This is a genomic window from Moraxella canis (genome assembly GCF_034424565.1).
GTDB classification, from domain to species: domain Bacteria; phylum Pseudomonadota; class Gammaproteobacteria; order Pseudomonadales; family Moraxellaceae; genus Moraxella; species Moraxella canis.
In genome coordinates, this window is record NZ_CP139961.1 from 1,149,017 (window position 1) to 1,163,788 (window position 14,772).

General features: G+C 48.1%; 15 protein-coding genes. 9 read left to right on the plus strand and 6 right to left on the minus strand.

Going from position 1 to position 14,772, the window contains the following annotated elements; all coding sequences use genetic code 11:
- Window positions 1-2: 2 nt before the first annotated feature.
- The 4 genes from U0021_RS05160 (at window position 3) to U0021_RS05175 (ending at window position 3,977) form a co-directional block, all read left to right on the plus strand.
- A complete protein-coding gene (locus tag U0021_RS05160; protein WP_114800715.1) occupies window positions 3-842 on the plus strand; it encodes a J domain-containing protein in 840 nt (279 codons plus the stop codon).
- A 93-nt stretch (window positions 843-935) separates the two neighbouring features.
- Window positions 936-1,922 (plus strand): YheT family hydrolase, encoded by a 987-nt coding sequence (locus tag U0021_RS05165; RefSeq protein ID WP_114800714.1) that lies wholly within the window; start codon window positions 936-938, stop codon window positions 1,920-1,922.
- A 2-nt stretch (window positions 1,923-1,924) separates the two neighbouring features.
- Window positions 1,925-3,028 (plus strand): metallophosphoesterase, encoded by a 1,104-nt coding sequence (locus U0021_RS05170; protein ID WP_162816814.1) that lies wholly within the window; start codon window positions 1,925-1,927, stop codon window positions 3,026-3,028.
- A gap of 94 nt (window positions 3,029-3,122) precedes the next feature.
- Window positions 3,123-3,977, plus strand: coding sequence for an alpha/beta hydrolase family protein (locus U0021_RS05175; protein ID WP_114800697.1), 855 nt, complete (start codon window positions 3,123-3,125; stop codon window positions 3,975-3,977).
- A gap of 117 nt (window positions 3,978-4,094) precedes the next feature.
- Here the strand turns inward: U0021_RS05175 and dapB are convergent, their stop codons facing one another.
- Window positions 4,095-4,892 (minus strand): 4-hydroxy-tetrahydrodipicolinate reductase, encoded by a 798-nt coding sequence (gene dapB, locus U0021_RS05180; RefSeq protein WP_114800696.1) that lies wholly within the window; start codon window positions 4,890-4,892, stop codon window positions 4,095-4,097.
- 44 nt (window positions 4,893-4,936) lie between these two features.
- Window positions 4,937-6,130 (minus strand): PLP-dependent transferase, encoded by a 1,194-nt coding sequence (locus U0021_RS05185; RefSeq protein ID WP_114800695.1) that lies wholly within the window; start codon window positions 6,128-6,130, stop codon window positions 4,937-4,939.
- Between the two features lie 245 nt (window positions 6,131-6,375).
- Here U0021_RS05185 and U0021_RS05190 point away from each other — a divergent pair, with 245 nt between their 5' ends.
- On the plus strand, window positions 6,376-7,479 hold the full coding sequence (locus U0021_RS05190; protein WP_327037421.1) for an RNA-guided endonuclease InsQ/TnpB family protein: 1,104 nt from the start codon (window positions 6,376-6,378) through the stop codon (window positions 7,477-7,479).
- 13 nt (window positions 7,480-7,492) lie between these two features.
- Here the strand turns inward: U0021_RS05190 and U0021_RS05195 are convergent, their stop codons facing one another.
- The 4 genes from U0021_RS05195 to U0021_RS05210 all read right to left on the minus strand — a co-directional run bounded on the left by U0021_RS05195 (window position 7,493) and on the right by U0021_RS05210 (window position 11,663).
- Entirely contained in the window at window positions 7,493-8,440 is a 948-nt protein-coding gene (locus U0021_RS05195; protein ID WP_114801121.1) for a bile acid:sodium symporter family protein, read from the minus strand.
- Window positions 8,441-8,583: 143 nt separating this feature from the next.
- Entirely contained in the window at window positions 8,584-9,741 is a 1,158-nt protein-coding gene (dnaJ, locus tag U0021_RS05200) for a molecular chaperone DnaJ (protein ID WP_114801113.1), read from the minus strand.
- A 210-nt stretch (window positions 9,742-9,951) separates the two neighbouring features.
- Window positions 9,952-10,941, minus strand: coding sequence for a thioredoxin fold domain-containing protein (locus tag U0021_RS05205; protein WP_114801114.1), 990 nt, complete (start codon window positions 10,939-10,941; stop codon window positions 9,952-9,954).
- A gap of 17 nt (window positions 10,942-10,958) precedes the next feature.
- Window positions 10,959-11,663 (minus strand): pseudouridine synthase, encoded by a 705-nt coding sequence (locus tag U0021_RS05210; protein WP_049238036.1) that lies wholly within the window; start codon window positions 11,661-11,663, stop codon window positions 10,959-10,961.
- A 162-nt stretch (window positions 11,664-11,825) separates the two neighbouring features.
- Between U0021_RS05210 and U0021_RS05215 the strand changes: the two genes are divergently transcribed.
- The 4 genes from U0021_RS05215 (at window position 11,826) to rraA (ending at window position 14,709) form a co-directional block, all read left to right on the plus strand.
- On the plus strand, window positions 11,826-12,416 hold the full coding sequence (locus U0021_RS05215) for a YigZ family protein (RefSeq protein ID WP_114801122.1): 591 nt from the start codon (window positions 11,826-11,828) through the stop codon (window positions 12,414-12,416).
- A gap of 414 nt (window positions 12,417-12,830) precedes the next feature.
- Complete coding sequence (locus U0021_RS05220) at window positions 12,831-13,157, plus strand: TraR/DksA family transcriptional regulator (RefSeq protein ID WP_049238037.1); 327 nt, start codon at window positions 12,831-12,833, stop codon at window positions 13,155-13,157.
- Window positions 13,157-14,053, plus strand: a complete 897-nt coding sequence (locus tag U0021_RS05225; protein ID WP_114801116.1) for a pseudouridine synthase — start codon at window positions 13,157-13,159, stop codon at window positions 14,051-14,053. The genes U0021_RS05220 and U0021_RS05225 overlap by 1 nt, the downstream gene beginning before the upstream one ends.
- A 152-nt stretch (window positions 14,054-14,205) precedes the next feature.
- Window positions 14,206-14,709, plus strand: coding sequence for a ribonuclease E activity regulator RraA (rraA, locus tag U0021_RS05230; RefSeq protein WP_049238040.1), 504 nt, complete (start codon window positions 14,206-14,208; stop codon window positions 14,707-14,709).
- Window positions 14,710-14,772: the final 63 nt, after the last annotated feature.

Genomic DNA, 14,772 nt, shown 5'->3' on the forward strand with positions numbered 1-14,772 from the left:
TCATGAAAGGGGTGCATAGTCAGGATTATTATCGCTTACTTGGCGTGGCTGATGATGCCGATACTGCTGCCATTAAGCGTGCTTATCGCCAACAGATCGCGCGTCATCACCCTGACCGTCAGGTGGATTCAGATGAGGATATGGTGCGTCAGCTAAACACCGCCTATGCTGTCTTAAAAGATGACAAAGCGCGCCGTCAGTACGACAGACAGCTGCCAAGAATTCGCCAAAAGCAGTGGCTATCACAGCAGCGCGCTAGATTTTCTGAAGTTAGGCATGAGTTTGGGCATCTTGCCAATGCCGCGCTGGTGAATTTTGGTAAGCAAAAATTTGACCGCATTATCTTTGATGCGCATCGCACCAAGCACATGGGTCAACTGGCGCAGCGAGCAGCAGCGCACTTTGGGCGCGTATGGCAAAGGTTTGCTGATGCGCCTGCTAAGATTGGCTATGACACAACCTGCGCCATCGGTCTGCATACGGTGTATGACGGTGGTGAGGTATTGATCCATTGGCAGGGCACGCACTTTAAGGCAGTCCTGCCATCGGGGCTTAGTGATGGCGATATCATCACTGTGCAGTGTCATGGGTCGCCGGTGCGCGTCGGCATCCAGACCAAGCCTGTGAGTATTTATGTTAAAAGCTTGGATGTTAATTATGTGATTTTTTTGAGCCCTAAGCAGGCATCAGAGGGCTCTGCCATTGAGCTGCCAGAGCCCATTGACCTGACGCTGACAATCCCGCCCAATGGCACATACCCTGCCAAGATCGTGCTAAGCAACCAAGGACTTCGGCAGGCGACAGGCGTAGGAGATGTCATCGTGCATCTAAGCGTTGCTTAACATCCTTTGCCGCCTGATGGGATGCTTGATTTAGGCAATACTTTTAACTTCGTCCTTGATAAATGGATCATTGATATATCATTTGAGTGTTTTATGACCGTACAATTTTCAAAAACTGATTTTTTGCCACCACTTTGGCTTAGAAATGCACACTTACAGACCATCTTACCGCGCTATGTCGCCAAAAATATGCCTGAGTATGAGCGTACACTGATCAAAGATTCGCTCGCTCAAAGCGATGTGGCGTTTGATTATGTGATGGCTGATGAACAAAAGGGCGCGGATGGCAGGGACACCACGCCCATCGTGGTGCTGTTTCATGGCATGGAAGGCTCAAGCCAAAGCCACTATGCACGCACATTGGCAAGTCATATCCATGCCAAAGGATGGCATTTTGTGGTGGCGCATTTTCGCTCTTGTGGCGGGGTGGCGGTATCAGGCAAGATATTTTATAATGCCGGAGATACCGCTGAATTGGCGCATTATTTACAAGTGTTACAACAAAAATTTACCACAATTTATGCCATCGGCGTGTCACTTGGCGGTAACGCCTTGGCAAAATACATGGGCGAATACGGCGTGGATGCCATCCCAAAGCGTGCTGTCGTCGTGTCTGCACCTGTGGATTTGGCGAGTGCGTCGATTGCTATGGAGCGCTTACTTGGGCGGCACATCTACACCCCTTATCTGCTCAATCCCATCATCAAAAAAGCGTTAGATAATCGGCTGAGTAGCGAGGAGATCACAGCGCTTAAGTCTGCCAAGCGCATGGCTGATTTTGATAATGTATTCACCGCGCCGCGTCACGGCTTTCGTTCAAAAAATGACTATTATCGACAAGCTTCTGCGCTGCCTCATCTGCGCCACATACAGCACCCGACCTTGATCATCACCGCCAAAGACGATCCATTTTTGGGCGTGACAGCAGAGCCGACGGATGTCTCAGAAGATGTGGTGCTACTAGATACGCCCCATGGCGGACACATTGGCTTTGTTGATTATGATTATCAAAAAAGACAGTTTGATTTGGGATTTATACCGCGTACAGCACTTGAGTTTTTCGGCTATCATAAGGGATGATGATGCGAATTGTATTTTTAACGACCATTGTAATTTTGCTTCAGATCTTTACCCATCTTACCGCGCGTGGCTTGGGGTGGTGGCTGTCTTTATCACCCAAGCCGCGCCGCCGTCTGATGATTGCGTGTTTTGTGATCAGCAATCTGTTTTTGGTGGGATTGTTTGTTGGGATTTTTCGCCTGACGATCGGGTATTTAGCGGTGTTATGGGTATTGATGATGGCGATGGCGGTGGGTTTGGGCGTGTATTGCCTGCTCAAGGCACTAAAAAAACCTGCCGATCGCCCCACAAAAATCATCACGCCACTGGTGTTTATTGGACTGATACTGTCAGGGGTTTATCATGCTTACACCCCGACAGTCAAATATCTCTCCTTGACTTTGGATAAGCCCATGCCAACTGATGTGCGCATTGCGCTGGTGAGTGATTTGCACCTGGGTGCGATGGTGGGCAGTCGGCAGCTTGATAAGCTTGCCAAATTGCTCAAAGATGAGCATGTCGATGTCCTGCTGATGCCTGGCGATATCATGGATGATGATGTCATTTATTATCACCAAGAAGGCATGGAGAGCCATTTTGCTGATGTGGTGGCCAGCGCCCCAGCGGCGGTGTCATCTTTGGGGAATCATGACATTTATCGTGCGCACGCCCAAGATGACATCATCCAAGCCATACAGCAAGCAGGCTCGATCCTACTGGATGATAAAGTGACGACCATCACCGTCTCAAAAGGGGGTCTAAGCACGCCTCTAACCATCATCGGACGCATCGATGATCACGATAAAAGCAGGGCAACGACGGCAGAGTTGGTGGCGATGGCAGATGTCAGCCATCCTGTGATTTTGCTCGATCATCGCCCAAGTCAGCTTGAGATCAATAGCCGTTTGCCGATTGATTTGCAGCTTTCGGGGCATACGCACCGAGGGCAGGTTTTTCCTGCCAATTTGATCGTCGCTGCCATCAATCGCATTGGATATGGTTATGATAAAGTGGGTGATATGCACGCAGTGGTGACATCAGGCTACGGGTTTTGGGGCGTGCCGCTTAGAATCGGCTCTCAAGCTGAGATTTGGATCATTGACTTATCAGGTCAATCATCGCCCTAGATTTTAATAAACAACTTGTCATAATAAACTGACTGAATGGATTAACCTTGGTGAATTAATGGATTGATGGATCAGCGGACGGATGGAAAAAATAATGCAAAAGATCACATTTACTGCCAAAGACGGCTATACTTTGGGTGGCACGTTTTTTAATCGATCAGGGGGCTTAACCCAACCCTATCCTGTGCTGATCGCCCCTGCCACAGGCATTAAGCAAGGGTTTTATTATGCTTTTGCTGAGCATCTGAGCGCCCAAGGCTATAATGTGCTTTGCTTTGATTTTCGGGGCATTGGCGCATCTTTACACGGTGCGCTTAAGGACAGTCAGGCAAGCATTGACGATTGGGGCGTGTATGACTTGCCTGCGGCGATTGATCAGCTGACCGATATGACCGGTGCCGAGCAGGTCGCGATCATCGGACACAGTGCCGGCGCACAGCTTTTGGGCGTTGCGCATAATTATCACAAAGTGGCGCGCTTGATCAGTGTCGCAGGCTCAACAGGCTATGTGCCTAAGCTTAGCGGACGCACCAAGCTTTTGGCGCCTTTGATGTTTGAGGTGCTGTTTCGGGTGTCAAGTCGCACGCTTGGCTATGGCGCGACCAAAATCATCGGCATGGGCGAAAACTTACCCAAACATGTCGCTCGCCAATGGCGCGAGTTTTGTAACACCGGTCAATACATCAAATACTCTATCGGCAAAACCATCTTTGATGATTATCATGACAAGATTAGCTGCCCGATCCATGCCTTTTATGCCACGGATGATGAGATCGCAACGCGTGAGAATGTGTCTGATTTTTTTGCCTTATATCCGCACGCTCAAGTACACTATCATGAACTTCATCCTGCCGACTATGGTTTTGATGAGATCGGTCACATGAATATATTTAGACGCTCTTATCAGACGCTATGGCCGCTGCTGGTTGATGCACTTAGGGAAGACTGACAGATAGGCTAAGTTAATCACTCACGCTGATGCCGCCGCTGCTAGCGGTCAAACAAAAAGCCAAGCAATTCTTGGCTTTTTTATTAGCTACAAATTAGTTAAATCTGGTTTTTATACCTATTTAAGTCCTAAGACATCTTGCATGTCATACAGACCCGCAGGCTGATCTGCTGCCCACAGCGCAGCTCTTACCGCGCCTGTGGCAAATGTGGCGCGGCTTTGTGCCTTGTGGGTGATTTCGATGATTTCACCATCCATGATAAATTCCACAGTGTGTTCGCCGACAATTTCGCCGCCGCGCACAGCATGGATGCCGATATCGCCCGCTTGGCGCTTGGCGGCACCTTCACGACCATAGATGGCAGTATTATTCAGCGTTTGTCCGCGTGCTTCGGCGACAGCGCGCGCCATCATCAAGGCAGTGCCTGATGGCGCATCGATTTTGTGCTTATGGTGGTGCTCGATGATCTCGACATCGGCATCTAGCCCCAGTACGCGTGCGGTAGTGGCAAGCAAATTAAGCGACAGATTGACACCAGTTGAGTAGTTGCCTGCATAGACGATGGCAATGTGTTTGGCGGCGTCCTTGAGCTTGGCTTCTTGGTCATCACTAAGACCTGTCACGCCCATCACGAGCGGAATTTTGTGCGTAACGCACTGATCGAGTACGTCATCCAAAGCTTCGGGCAAACTAAAATCAATCATCGCCCCTAAGCCTGCAGCATCCAATGTGGAGAGTGCGATGCCTGATTTATCGGCACCAATAAACTCACCAGCATCCACGCCGATCAAACTTGAGATGCTGCGCACATAAGCCCCGCCAAGCTCAGTTTTTGGGTGGGTCATGGCTGCTTCGATGAGCATCCGCCCCATGCGCCCTGATGCTCCCATGATGCCAATTTTAAGCTTACTCATAACGATGTCCTTGTTTGGATGATAATTAATTGATTATAGCAAGGTTATTTTGATTTTTCATCATAATTTAAGCTCCCCAAAGCTGCCTTGATGTCATCGATCAGATCCTTGGGTGCTTCAAGTCCAACACAAAACCGCACCACATAGCGACCTTGTAGATGCAAGCTTGGCAGAGTGCGTATCTTAGTCAGATCGTACAGCATGACCAAACTTGTTGCGCTGCCCCAGCTAAAGCCCAATTTAAATATCTTAAGAGCATCACAAAAACGGCAAACATCCGCCCAAGAGTAGCGCTCATCAAAAACCACGCTCACCAAGCCTGCCGATAGCCCAGTTGGGCAGTTTTGTTGCCAAAAGTGGTGACCCAAAGTATCAGGATTGGCAGGATGAAGCACTTGAGCAAAAGCAGGCTCATCTTTTAGGTGTGCCATCAGCTCAATGGCGCTTTTGCTTTGTGTTTCGTAGCGTAAGGCTAAGGTGGGCAGGCTACGATAAACACGCGCGCAGTCATCACCTGAGACGCTAAAGCCCAAGACGGCATGCATACGCAGCAGCTGCTTGTGCAGAGCCTTATCTTGGGTTACGATGCTGCCCATCAAGACATCACCACCACCGCTAGGATATTTGGTCAATGCATGAACACAAATATCCACAGACGCGCCATCAAGATCAAATGGCGAATAAGCCAGCCCCGCGCCCCAAGTGCTGTCCAAAGCGATGCAGACATGATGCTCTTTGGCGATCTTGATCAGTCCTTGTAAGTCAGGAAATTCAAGCGTCACAGACCCCGCCGCCTCAAGCCATATCAGCTTACAAGCAGGCGTGGGCTGAAAGCTTTTGGCATCCAGTGGGTCGTATATTTTGATCACCACGCCGTAGCGTTTTTGAAGTTCGCGCAGATGCTCAAGATTGGGGCTGTACATATTTTCAGTGACCCACACCTCATCACCTTGCCCAAGCAGCGCTGTGTTCACCAATACGATGGCAGCAAGACCGCTGGGCGCTAAAAGCGCATGATTACCGCCCTCAAGCCTTGCCATCTGATCCGCCAGTAGATAAGTCGTGGGCGTGCCATGCGTGCCATAGCTATAATCATAGCGATCACTCCAGTGTCTTTGAAACAGCGCCTGAGTATTATCAAAGATGATCGTTGATGCGCGGTACACAGGTGGCTGCAGGCTGTTGATTTGTATGGGTGCTAGACGGGGATCGTGAATGAGCTGAGTATGTTTGTCCATGGATAAGCCTTTATACAGATTAATCATCAGATTCAGCGATTGTAAAGGTTGCGCGTGGTGCTGTCAAATGCCAAACCAAAGTATTATTTTTATCACCAAAAAGCCCCGAGCGTGTCGGGGCGGCTTATCGAGTTTTAATAAGTTTATCCATCACCGCCTTATATCCACCGACTTCAGGCGGTGGATATCAGGCGGTAAATCTCACTTTTTAATCTCTTAGCTTAATAAAATGATATAATAAACCTATGAAAACACTCAAGCTACGCATCAAAGATAAACACACAAACCAACTAAACCGCCTAAGCGGTTCGGTCAATTTCGTGTGGAATTATGTCAATGACTTGAGTTACAAACACCTACAAAAAACTGGCAAATTCTTGAGTGCCTACGACCTAAACGAATATACCAAAGGTAGCGGTGAATTACTGGGCTTACATTCTCAAACCATTCAAGCCATCAATGAAACCCATGCAAAAAGTCGTAAGCAGTTTAAGAAGGCAAAACTTAACTGGCGAACCAACAACCCAAAGTCTAAACGAAAATCGCTTGGCTGGATACCGTTTAAACAATCGGCTATTAAGCACATCGCTACTCACCAAACAGGCAAAAAAGGCTTAAAATCCACCTTGCAACTATCCCTAGCCAAAGGACAAAAGCTAGTCATTGACCTATGGGACAGCTACAACCTATCACTATATCAAATTAACACCTGTGAGATTGTGCAAGACAGCCGCAATCGTTGGTATGCCTGTCTCACCGTCAAGAACTATCCAAAACAAACTTGTGGCACAGGTTCGGTTGGTATTGATCTTGGTTTAAAAGACAGTGCCACTACCTCAAACGGTGACAAGCTAACCATTAAGCAAACGCTCAAATATGCAAAACAATTAGCGATAGCCCAAAGAGCCAAAAACAAACAACGCGTGAAAGCAATCCATGCCAAGATTAAAAATACAAGGTTAGACTTAATTCATAAATTCACCACCCAATTAGTCAAGGATAACGCCCTAATCGTGGTAGGCGATATTAAAACCACTCAATTTAACAGTAAAAAAGGCAAACTCGCCAAATCGGTTTACGATGCTGGTTGGTTTGAATTAAAGCGACAACTGGAATACAAATGTCAGCAGACAGGCTGTCGCTTGGAAATCGTATCAGAAAGATACACTACCCAGACTTGTTCGTGCTGTGGCGATATGTCCAGTAGTCCGAAAGGTAGAGCAGGTTTGCGAATCAGAGAATGGACTTGTGCAAAGTGTGGCACACGGCATGATAGAGATATCAATGCCAGTCGGAACATTCTTGCGGTCGGGCTTGACCGTCTAGCTGTAGGAATCCCCGCACTTTAGGGCGGGGAGGAAGTCAATTGGAGGCTTTATCATCATGCATGCGACTAAAAATCATCGCCAAGATGGGTCCAGAAATATTATGCCAAAAGCTAAAAATCGCGCTCGGCACCGCAATAAATGGATTCATCTTAAAGTGTACGGCAGCCAGTGCTGCGCCCAAGCCTGAATTTTGCATGCCCACTTCAATGGCGATCGCCTTACTGTCATGGATGGGCAGCCTAAAGAGTTTGGCGGCAGCATAGCCCACCAAATAGCCAAATCCATTATGCAGCGCCACCACAAAAAAGATAAACAAACCAGACTCAATGATGCGATCTTTACTCACCGCTACGACCGCCGCGACGATGAGCACGATCGCGATGACAGAGATCAAAGGCATGGTTTGGTTCACGCTTTGGACTTTTTGTTTGAATACCGAGCGGATGATCAGCCCAATAAAAACTGGCAAAAGCACCATTTTTAGTACAGAAACAAACATACCGCCTGCATCGACTTGCAGCCATTGACTGGCAAATAAATAAAACACAGCCGGCGTCAAAACAGGCGCTAAAAGTGTCGAGAGTGTCGTACAAGCAACCGATAAAGCGGTATTGCCCTTGGCAAGAAATGTCATGACATTTGACGAAGTGCCACCCGGGCAGCAGCCGACCAAGATCACGCCGATCGCCAAGTCAGGCGGTAGCCTAAATGCCTGCACCAACAAAAAGGCAATCACAGGCATCACCACATATTGAGCGATGACGCCGATGATGACCGCTTTGGGATTTTTGGTGACTTCTCCAAAGTCCTTGAAAGTCAAGGTCAAGCCCATGCCTAGCATGACGATGCCGAGCAGATACGGAATCCACGGCACAAACTGCTTAAACACATCAGGAAACTGCGCAGCAATCAGCGCAAAAACCACCACCCAAACGGCAAATGTCCTACTGACAAAGTTGGTGAGTTTTAATAATCCATCCATAAAAAATGCTCCAAATGTCACAGCCACTATACAAAAAAGTTTGGTTTTAAGATTTTTTGCATCATAAATGTTATCAATCAAGCTGTCAAATCTAAAGCACAAAAAAGCCCCGAGTGATCGGAGCTTTCCTAAATTAACAAGATTTAGTCAAATAAGTCTTTGACATCGTCTTTGATTTTATCAAAAAATCCTTTTTTCTTAGATTCGCTGCTGTTTTCGGTGCTGAGCGTGCCTTGGAGCTGACGCAGCAGGTCTTTTTGTTCGCCCGTCAAATTCACTGGGGTTTGGACGATGATACGGCAAATCAAATCGCCTTGCATCCGCCCTTGAACGGTAGTAACACCCTTACCGCGTACGCGCAACAGCTTGCCCGACTGCGTACCCTCAGCGATTTTGATTTTCACCTTGCCATCCAAAGTTGGGATTTCGATTTCATCACCCAGCGCCGCTGACACCATCGAAATCGGCACATCCATATGTAGATCTGCACCATTTCTGGTGAAAGTTTCGTGCGGTTTTACGCGCACTTCGACATACAAATCGCCATTTGGCATCCCTTGGTCGCCTGCCTCGCCTTTGCCTGCCAAGCGTACGCGGTCGCCATCATCCACGCCGGCAGGGATAGACACTTCAAGCGTTTGCTGCTTCATTTTTTTGCCTTCGCCATGGCAGTCAGGGCAGGGGTTTTTGATCTGTTTACCTGTGCCATGACAGTCCGGACAGGTCTGCTGCATCACAAAGAATCCTTGCTGCATACGCACTTGACCTTGACCATGACAGGTGCTACAAGTCACGATGTCGCTGTCCTTGACCGCGCCTTTGCCATGGCAGGTATCACAAGTGACGCTGGTTTGGTAAGTGATTTGTTTTTTGCAGCCCTTGACCGCTTCTTTGAGCGTTAGGGTGATGTTGTACAATAAATTGGCGCCTTGACGAGCCTGTCTGCGTGAGCTACCACCCCCAAAACCGCCAAAGCCTGCACCACCGCCAAACGCCTGACCAAAGATGTCGCCAAAGATGTCATTAAAATCACCCCCGCTAAAACCACCGCCACCAAAGCCGCCTGCGCCCATGCCTTGCTCATAGGCATCATGTCCCATCCGATCATAGGTGGCGCGCTTTTCAGCATCGCTCAGCGTTTCGTATGCCTTGGTGGCTTCCTTGAGCTTTTCTTCGGCTTCAGGATTGTCGGGGTTGCGGTCAGGGTGATATTTCATCGCAATTTTACGAAACGCCTTTTTAATTTCTTTTTCGTCGGCGGAGCGATCGACACCCAAAATGCTATAAAAATCTTTACTCATGTCAACATCCATAAAAAATACAAAAATATGCCTAAATATGGAGTTGCCAAGCTGATTTATCAAGCTGTAACATTAAAAAAAGCACAAAATCCCATCAATTGCCATCAAATCAACCACTACAGTCGCAAAACGGCATCAGGATGTTTCACATGAAACATCCTGACTGATACTTAGATCATCGAAGCTAATATAACTGCTGCCGAGCATGAATTACTCAAGCGATAAAAATTCGTAAATTTCATGGTTGGTCAAATCACCCATAAACAGCCTGCCTTGAGCATCAAAAACGGCAGGTGTACCCATGATAGCAAGTGGCAGCGCCTGCTTTTGAGTAGCAAAAAGCGTGCTTTGGCTGCTTTGGCAAGCAGAGCGAGCGCTTAAAGTCATGCCTTTCATGGCGGCGGACAATAAGACGGCACGCTTGGCATTGTTTTGCTCGCACCAAATTTGCTGCATGGGCTTCAAAGACTCATCATAGATGGGGTAGCCGATGATTTTGACCGTGATGCCATGGATATTCAGCTCATCGATGCGCTCGTGTAACACTTTACAATAAGGGCAGTTGATATCGCTGGCGATATACAGCACAGATTTTTGTGCAGTTTTGGCAGGGTAGATGGTCAGATGCGTATCGTTGAGTGTGCTAAAGACATGGCGATTTTTCGCTGCTTCAAAGACGGGGCTGTGCTCAATGAACTGACCGTTTTTGAGGCTCGCCATCGCACCATCCATCAGATACCGCCCATCGCCAGTGATCAAAAATGTGGTGTCGCCCATGCCTGAGATGCCCCAAAGCACCCCTTGGATGCCAGTATGATAAAAGGCGGCGTCCTGCATGTCGTTCATGGCGCTCAAGTTGTTTAATAAAGCGGTGCGGTGCGCGTCGCTGATGGGTGTGCCCATGGCAAGGGGCTTTTGGATATGATGATCAATGGGCGTGAGGGGGCTTGGGTTGGGACTTGGCGTGCCTTGAATGATATAGTCTAGCCCATCGCTGATCAGCAGATGATTGCCATCTGCCAAAGTGATCTGATGAAAGCCTAAGGCAGGGCTTGGCTCGATGGCAGTGATCGGCGTTGTCAATCCTAAATGGGTAAGCTTTGATCTGATGGCGTCATGGGTATCAAGCGTGTTGGCAGATGCGCTTAAGCTTAAGGGTAAGCTGAACACCAAAGCCAACACACAAACAATCAGTTTCATAAATCTTATAGTAATTCTTAAAATTGAGCGATCTCATCAGCTGTCAAGAAGCGGCATTCGCCCATCTCAAGCCCATCTAGGCAGATATCGCCAATACTTGCGCGGTGCAGTTCGATGACTTTATTACCAAAATATGCCATCATGCGCTTGACTTGATGATATTTGCCTTCGGTGAGAATGAGCACCGCGTGCGTCTCATCAATGAACGACAGCTCAGCAGGACGAGTTTTTTCGGTTTCGCCTTCTAATAAGATACCGTTTGCCACTTGCTTGATGGCGTGCGCTTGGGCATCTGCATCCATCGGATCGGCAAGGGTCAGCTCATAGCGCTTGGGCTGATGGCGCTTGGGACTGGTAACGCGGTGTAGCCACGCCCCGTCATCTGACAGCAGCAGTGCGCCTGTGGTGTCCACATCAAGTCGCCCCGCAATACGAAGCGCTGCCACTTCAGGCACCGCGATCAAATCAGTGACGATCGGATATTCTTTGGGCTTAAGCGTGCACTCAAACCCATCAGGCTTATACAATAAAATATAGCGATTGCCATCAGCGACGCTTAACGGCTCACCTGCCCACAGCACTTCATCATTTGTCAAATCAATGTGATGGCTTGAGTCTTTGATAATGACATCATTGACGGTAATCTCGCCGGCATGGAGCACTTTTTTGGCGTCTTTACGCGACAGCTCTGTGGCTTTACTCAAAAATTTATCCAAACGCATAATCAGTCTCAGAAATTATTCCTATAAATTGCCCCAATTTTAGCACAGTTTGCTTGGGTGATTTGTAGTTTTGATGTTGGGTGAGATGGCTTGATGATGTACAAAATTGTGCAAATTGCCAAAATGTGGGAAAATGACCCCATTCATCATGGAAAATATCAAGTGACTTATCAAACCCCAAGCGCCCCTTGTGAAGCGCTGTATGAAATCAAAAAAAGCGAATTTTTGGCTTTTGCTTATCCGATTAGCACGCGCGAGTCGGCGATGGCATATGTGCAGGAGTTGCGCGCTCGCTATCCTGATGCGCGCCACCACTGCTATGGCTACATCCTAGGCGATCCGCATAACACCACCAGTGCAGGCTTTGATGATGATGGCGAGCCCAATGGAACGGCGGGCAGACCGATTTTAGCTGTGCTGCAGCACAAAGGCATCGGCAACTGCATCATCATCGTGGTACGCTATTTTGGGGGTATCAAGCTTGGGGCGGGTGGGCTGACGCGCGCTTATGCGACCGCTGCACAGATGGCGGTAGATGCCATGACGCTTGAAACATTCTTACCCAAAGCGTCGATCAAGCTTCAGACCACATTTGCGCACGAAGCGCAGCTTCGCTATCTGATCGCCAAAGCCGGTGGCGAGATCTTGCAGGTTGATTATGATGCCAATGTCCGCATCACCGCTGAGCTTGAAAGTGGTGCTTTGACGGCTTTTGTGGAGAGTTTGGGAGTTTATGCGACGGTTGAAGATTAGAATTTAGCCTTAGAAATTTAGAATATCAAGCCGCACATAGCAAAAACCACAAGCCGAAACTTGTGGTTTTTTAGTGCAATCATTGCATATTTCCCTATGGTCGTCCTTGTAACAGCCATGCTATCCGTCGCAGTGGTACTTACCTGTACCCATTTCCTGTGCTGTTGGGTGTATTATGCCAAAGCTGACTATACAAAAATAGTGGCAAATGTCATCAATCCATGTAAGAAATATCGTACAAACCACAGCGATAAAAATTGGTCTCATTGGCTTTGGCGAGACTTAATTCAAACACTACCACGCAATGCTGAACCCACTCAAATAAAAACGATAAAGAGCATAAATCGCTATTGCCTTTTTTGAATAATTCATGAATAATGAAAATAAACAAAACTCTAAAAAACAGGAGGCATTATGCAAAATATCGACACTTATAAAGACGCCTTATTAACCCTAAAAGCAGAATACCAAGCGCGCATTGATAAAATCAGTGATCACATCGCTCACCCCCAAGATCAGATGCAGCAGCACTGGGATGACCAAGCCGTCGCCGCCAGTCGTGATGAGATGCGTAAAGCGCTGTTGATCGAAGCTGAACAAGGTTTAGTGTACGTCAATGCCGCACTGCGCCGCATCGAAGAAGGCGAATATGGCACCTGTGTCGAATGTGGTGAGCTAATCAATGAAAATCGCCTAAAAGCGGTACCATATACGGCATACTGTATCGAACACGCGCGCTGATGATGCGTGATGGCGTCTCACCAAGCCAGCTATATCTGCCAAAGAGTGCCGCTCAGCCTGCGACCATTTTTGAGTATGTGTACTCAAAGTTTCCGCATGTTGGCTTGGCTGTTTGGCAAGCCAGATTTGAAGATGGCTTGGTCACCGACTCCCAAGGCATCGCCCTTAGGATAGATAGTCCGTATCGGCATGGCGAGACCATCAGCTATTATCGGCATCTGCCTGATGAGACGGTGGTGCCTTTTGAGCATCATATCATTTATGAAAATCAAGATCTGATGGTGGTGGATAAGCCGCATTTTTTGACGGTGGCGCCGGCAGGACGCTATGTCCAGCAGACGCTCTTGACTCGCTTAAAGCGCATAACAGCCAATGGCGATCTGTCGCCTGTGCATCGTCTGGATCGAGAAACGGCAGGGCTGATACTATTTACCAAGACCAGTGCCGCACGCCGGCTGTATCAGTCGCTGTTTGCCACGCAGCAGATCACTAAGGTGTATCATGCCATCGCGCCCATGACGCAGGCGCACCGATTTCCTTTGGCGATCGAGTTACATCTTGAGCGCGGCGAGCCTTTTTATACCATGGCGGTGGGTAAAGGTGCGCCAAACACGCACACCGATATGGATGTCTTGGCTGTCAGTGACGATGGCAAATGGGCAAAATATGAGCTGCGACCCACCACAGGCAAGCTGCATCAGCTCAGAGTGCATCTGAATCATTTGGGCATCCCTATCGCTCATGACAGCTATTATCCTTGTGTGGTGCATCGCGCGGAAGATGACTTTGATCACCCTTTGCAGTTGCTTGCCAAGCGTCTGTCATTCACCGATCCGATCACTCATGAGCCAATGTCATTTGAATCAAGCTTTGAGCTGGATTTTTCGAAAGTGTAAGTTTAAAGGCATTGCCAAGCGCATGGATCTTAGTGCGGTAGGTTATGCCATCCAGTCAAAGTTGGTTTGACAAAAAATTTATGCACAGTTATAGTGTGATCAATCACAATTTTGATCAAGTTTAATCAACTCAACTCAGCAAAGGAGTGTTTATGGCGACCGATTTTGTTACTTGTGATTTATTGGACGATCATAGCGATCAGGCCATCAGCGTGGTGAGCCCATCGATTGATGGTAAAAGCTTTCGTAATTTTGGCGGTCATCACAGCTTTGGCGGTCAAGTGGTGACGGTGAAGTGTTTTGAGGATAATTCTAGGGTCAAGGAGCTGCTCGCCACCGAAGGCAAGGGGCGTGTGCTTGTCGTGGATGGCGGTGCATCGATGCGCTGCGCTTTACTTGGTGATATGATTGCTGAATCGGCAGTTAAGCATGGCTGGGCAGGTGTGATCGTTTATGGCTGTGTGCGTGATGTCGATCAGATGTCAAAGATGCCACTGGGTGTCCAAGCACTTGCCAGCATTCCCCAAAAATCAACCAGAAAAGGCGTTGGTGAGACAGGGCTTACGATCAGCTTTGGCGGTGTGGTCATTCATGAAGGCGATTATATTTATGCTGATAATAATGGCATCATCGTCAGTGGCGAGCCATTAATCTAACCTTATATCATCAGCTTAGAAAGGCGCAGGCATCACCTGCGCTTTTTTATTCTTACCTCTCAT

Coding starts and splice junctions, on each gene's coding strand:
- U0021_RS05195 (WP_114801121.1), bottom strand. CDS start 8,440: ATGGATGGATTATTAAAACTCACCAACTTTGTCAGTAGGACATTTGCC.
- U0021_RS05170 (WP_162816814.1), top strand. CDS start 1,925: ATGCGAATTGTATTTTTAACGACCATTGTAATTTTGCTTCAGATCTTT.
- U0021_RS05220 (WP_049238037.1), top strand. CDS start 12,831: ATGCAAAATATCGACACTTATAAAGACGCCTTATTAACCCTAAAAGCA.
- U0021_RS05225 (WP_114801116.1), top strand. CDS start 13,157: ATGATGCGTGATGGCGTCTCACCAAGCCAGCTATATCTGCCAAAGAGT.
- U0021_RS05210 (WP_049238036.1), bottom strand. CDS start 11,663: ATGCGTTTGGATAAATTTTTGAGTAAAGCCACAGAGCTGTCGCGTAAA.
- U0021_RS05185 (WP_114800695.1), bottom strand. CDS start 6,130: ATGGACAAACATACTCAGCTCATTCACGATCCCCGTCTAGCACCCATA.
- dapB (WP_114800696.1), bottom strand. CDS start 4,892: ATGAGTAAGCTTAAAATTGGCATCATGGGAGCATCAGGGCGCATGGGG.
- U0021_RS05175 (WP_114800697.1), top strand. CDS start 3,123: ATGCAAAAGATCACATTTACTGCCAAAGACGGCTATACTTTGGGTGGC.
- U0021_RS05190 (WP_327037421.1), top strand. CDS start 6,376: ATGAAAACACTCAAGCTACGCATCAAAGATAAACACACAAACCAACTA.
- U0021_RS05205 (WP_114801114.1), bottom strand. CDS start 10,941: ATGAAACTGATTGTTTGTGTGTTGGCTTTGGTGTTCAGCTTACCCTTA.
- U0021_RS05165 (WP_114800714.1), top strand. CDS start 936: ATGACCGTACAATTTTCAAAAACTGATTTTTTGCCACCACTTTGGCTT.
- U0021_RS05160 (WP_114800715.1), top strand. CDS start 3: ATGAAAGGGGTGCATAGTCAGGATTATTATCGCTTACTTGGCGTGGCT.
- dnaJ (WP_114801113.1), bottom strand. CDS start 9,741: ATGAGTAAAGATTTTTATAGCATTTTGGGTGTCGATCGCTCCGCCGAC.
- rraA (WP_049238040.1), top strand. CDS start 14,206: ATGGCGACCGATTTTGTTACTTGTGATTTATTGGACGATCATAGCGAT.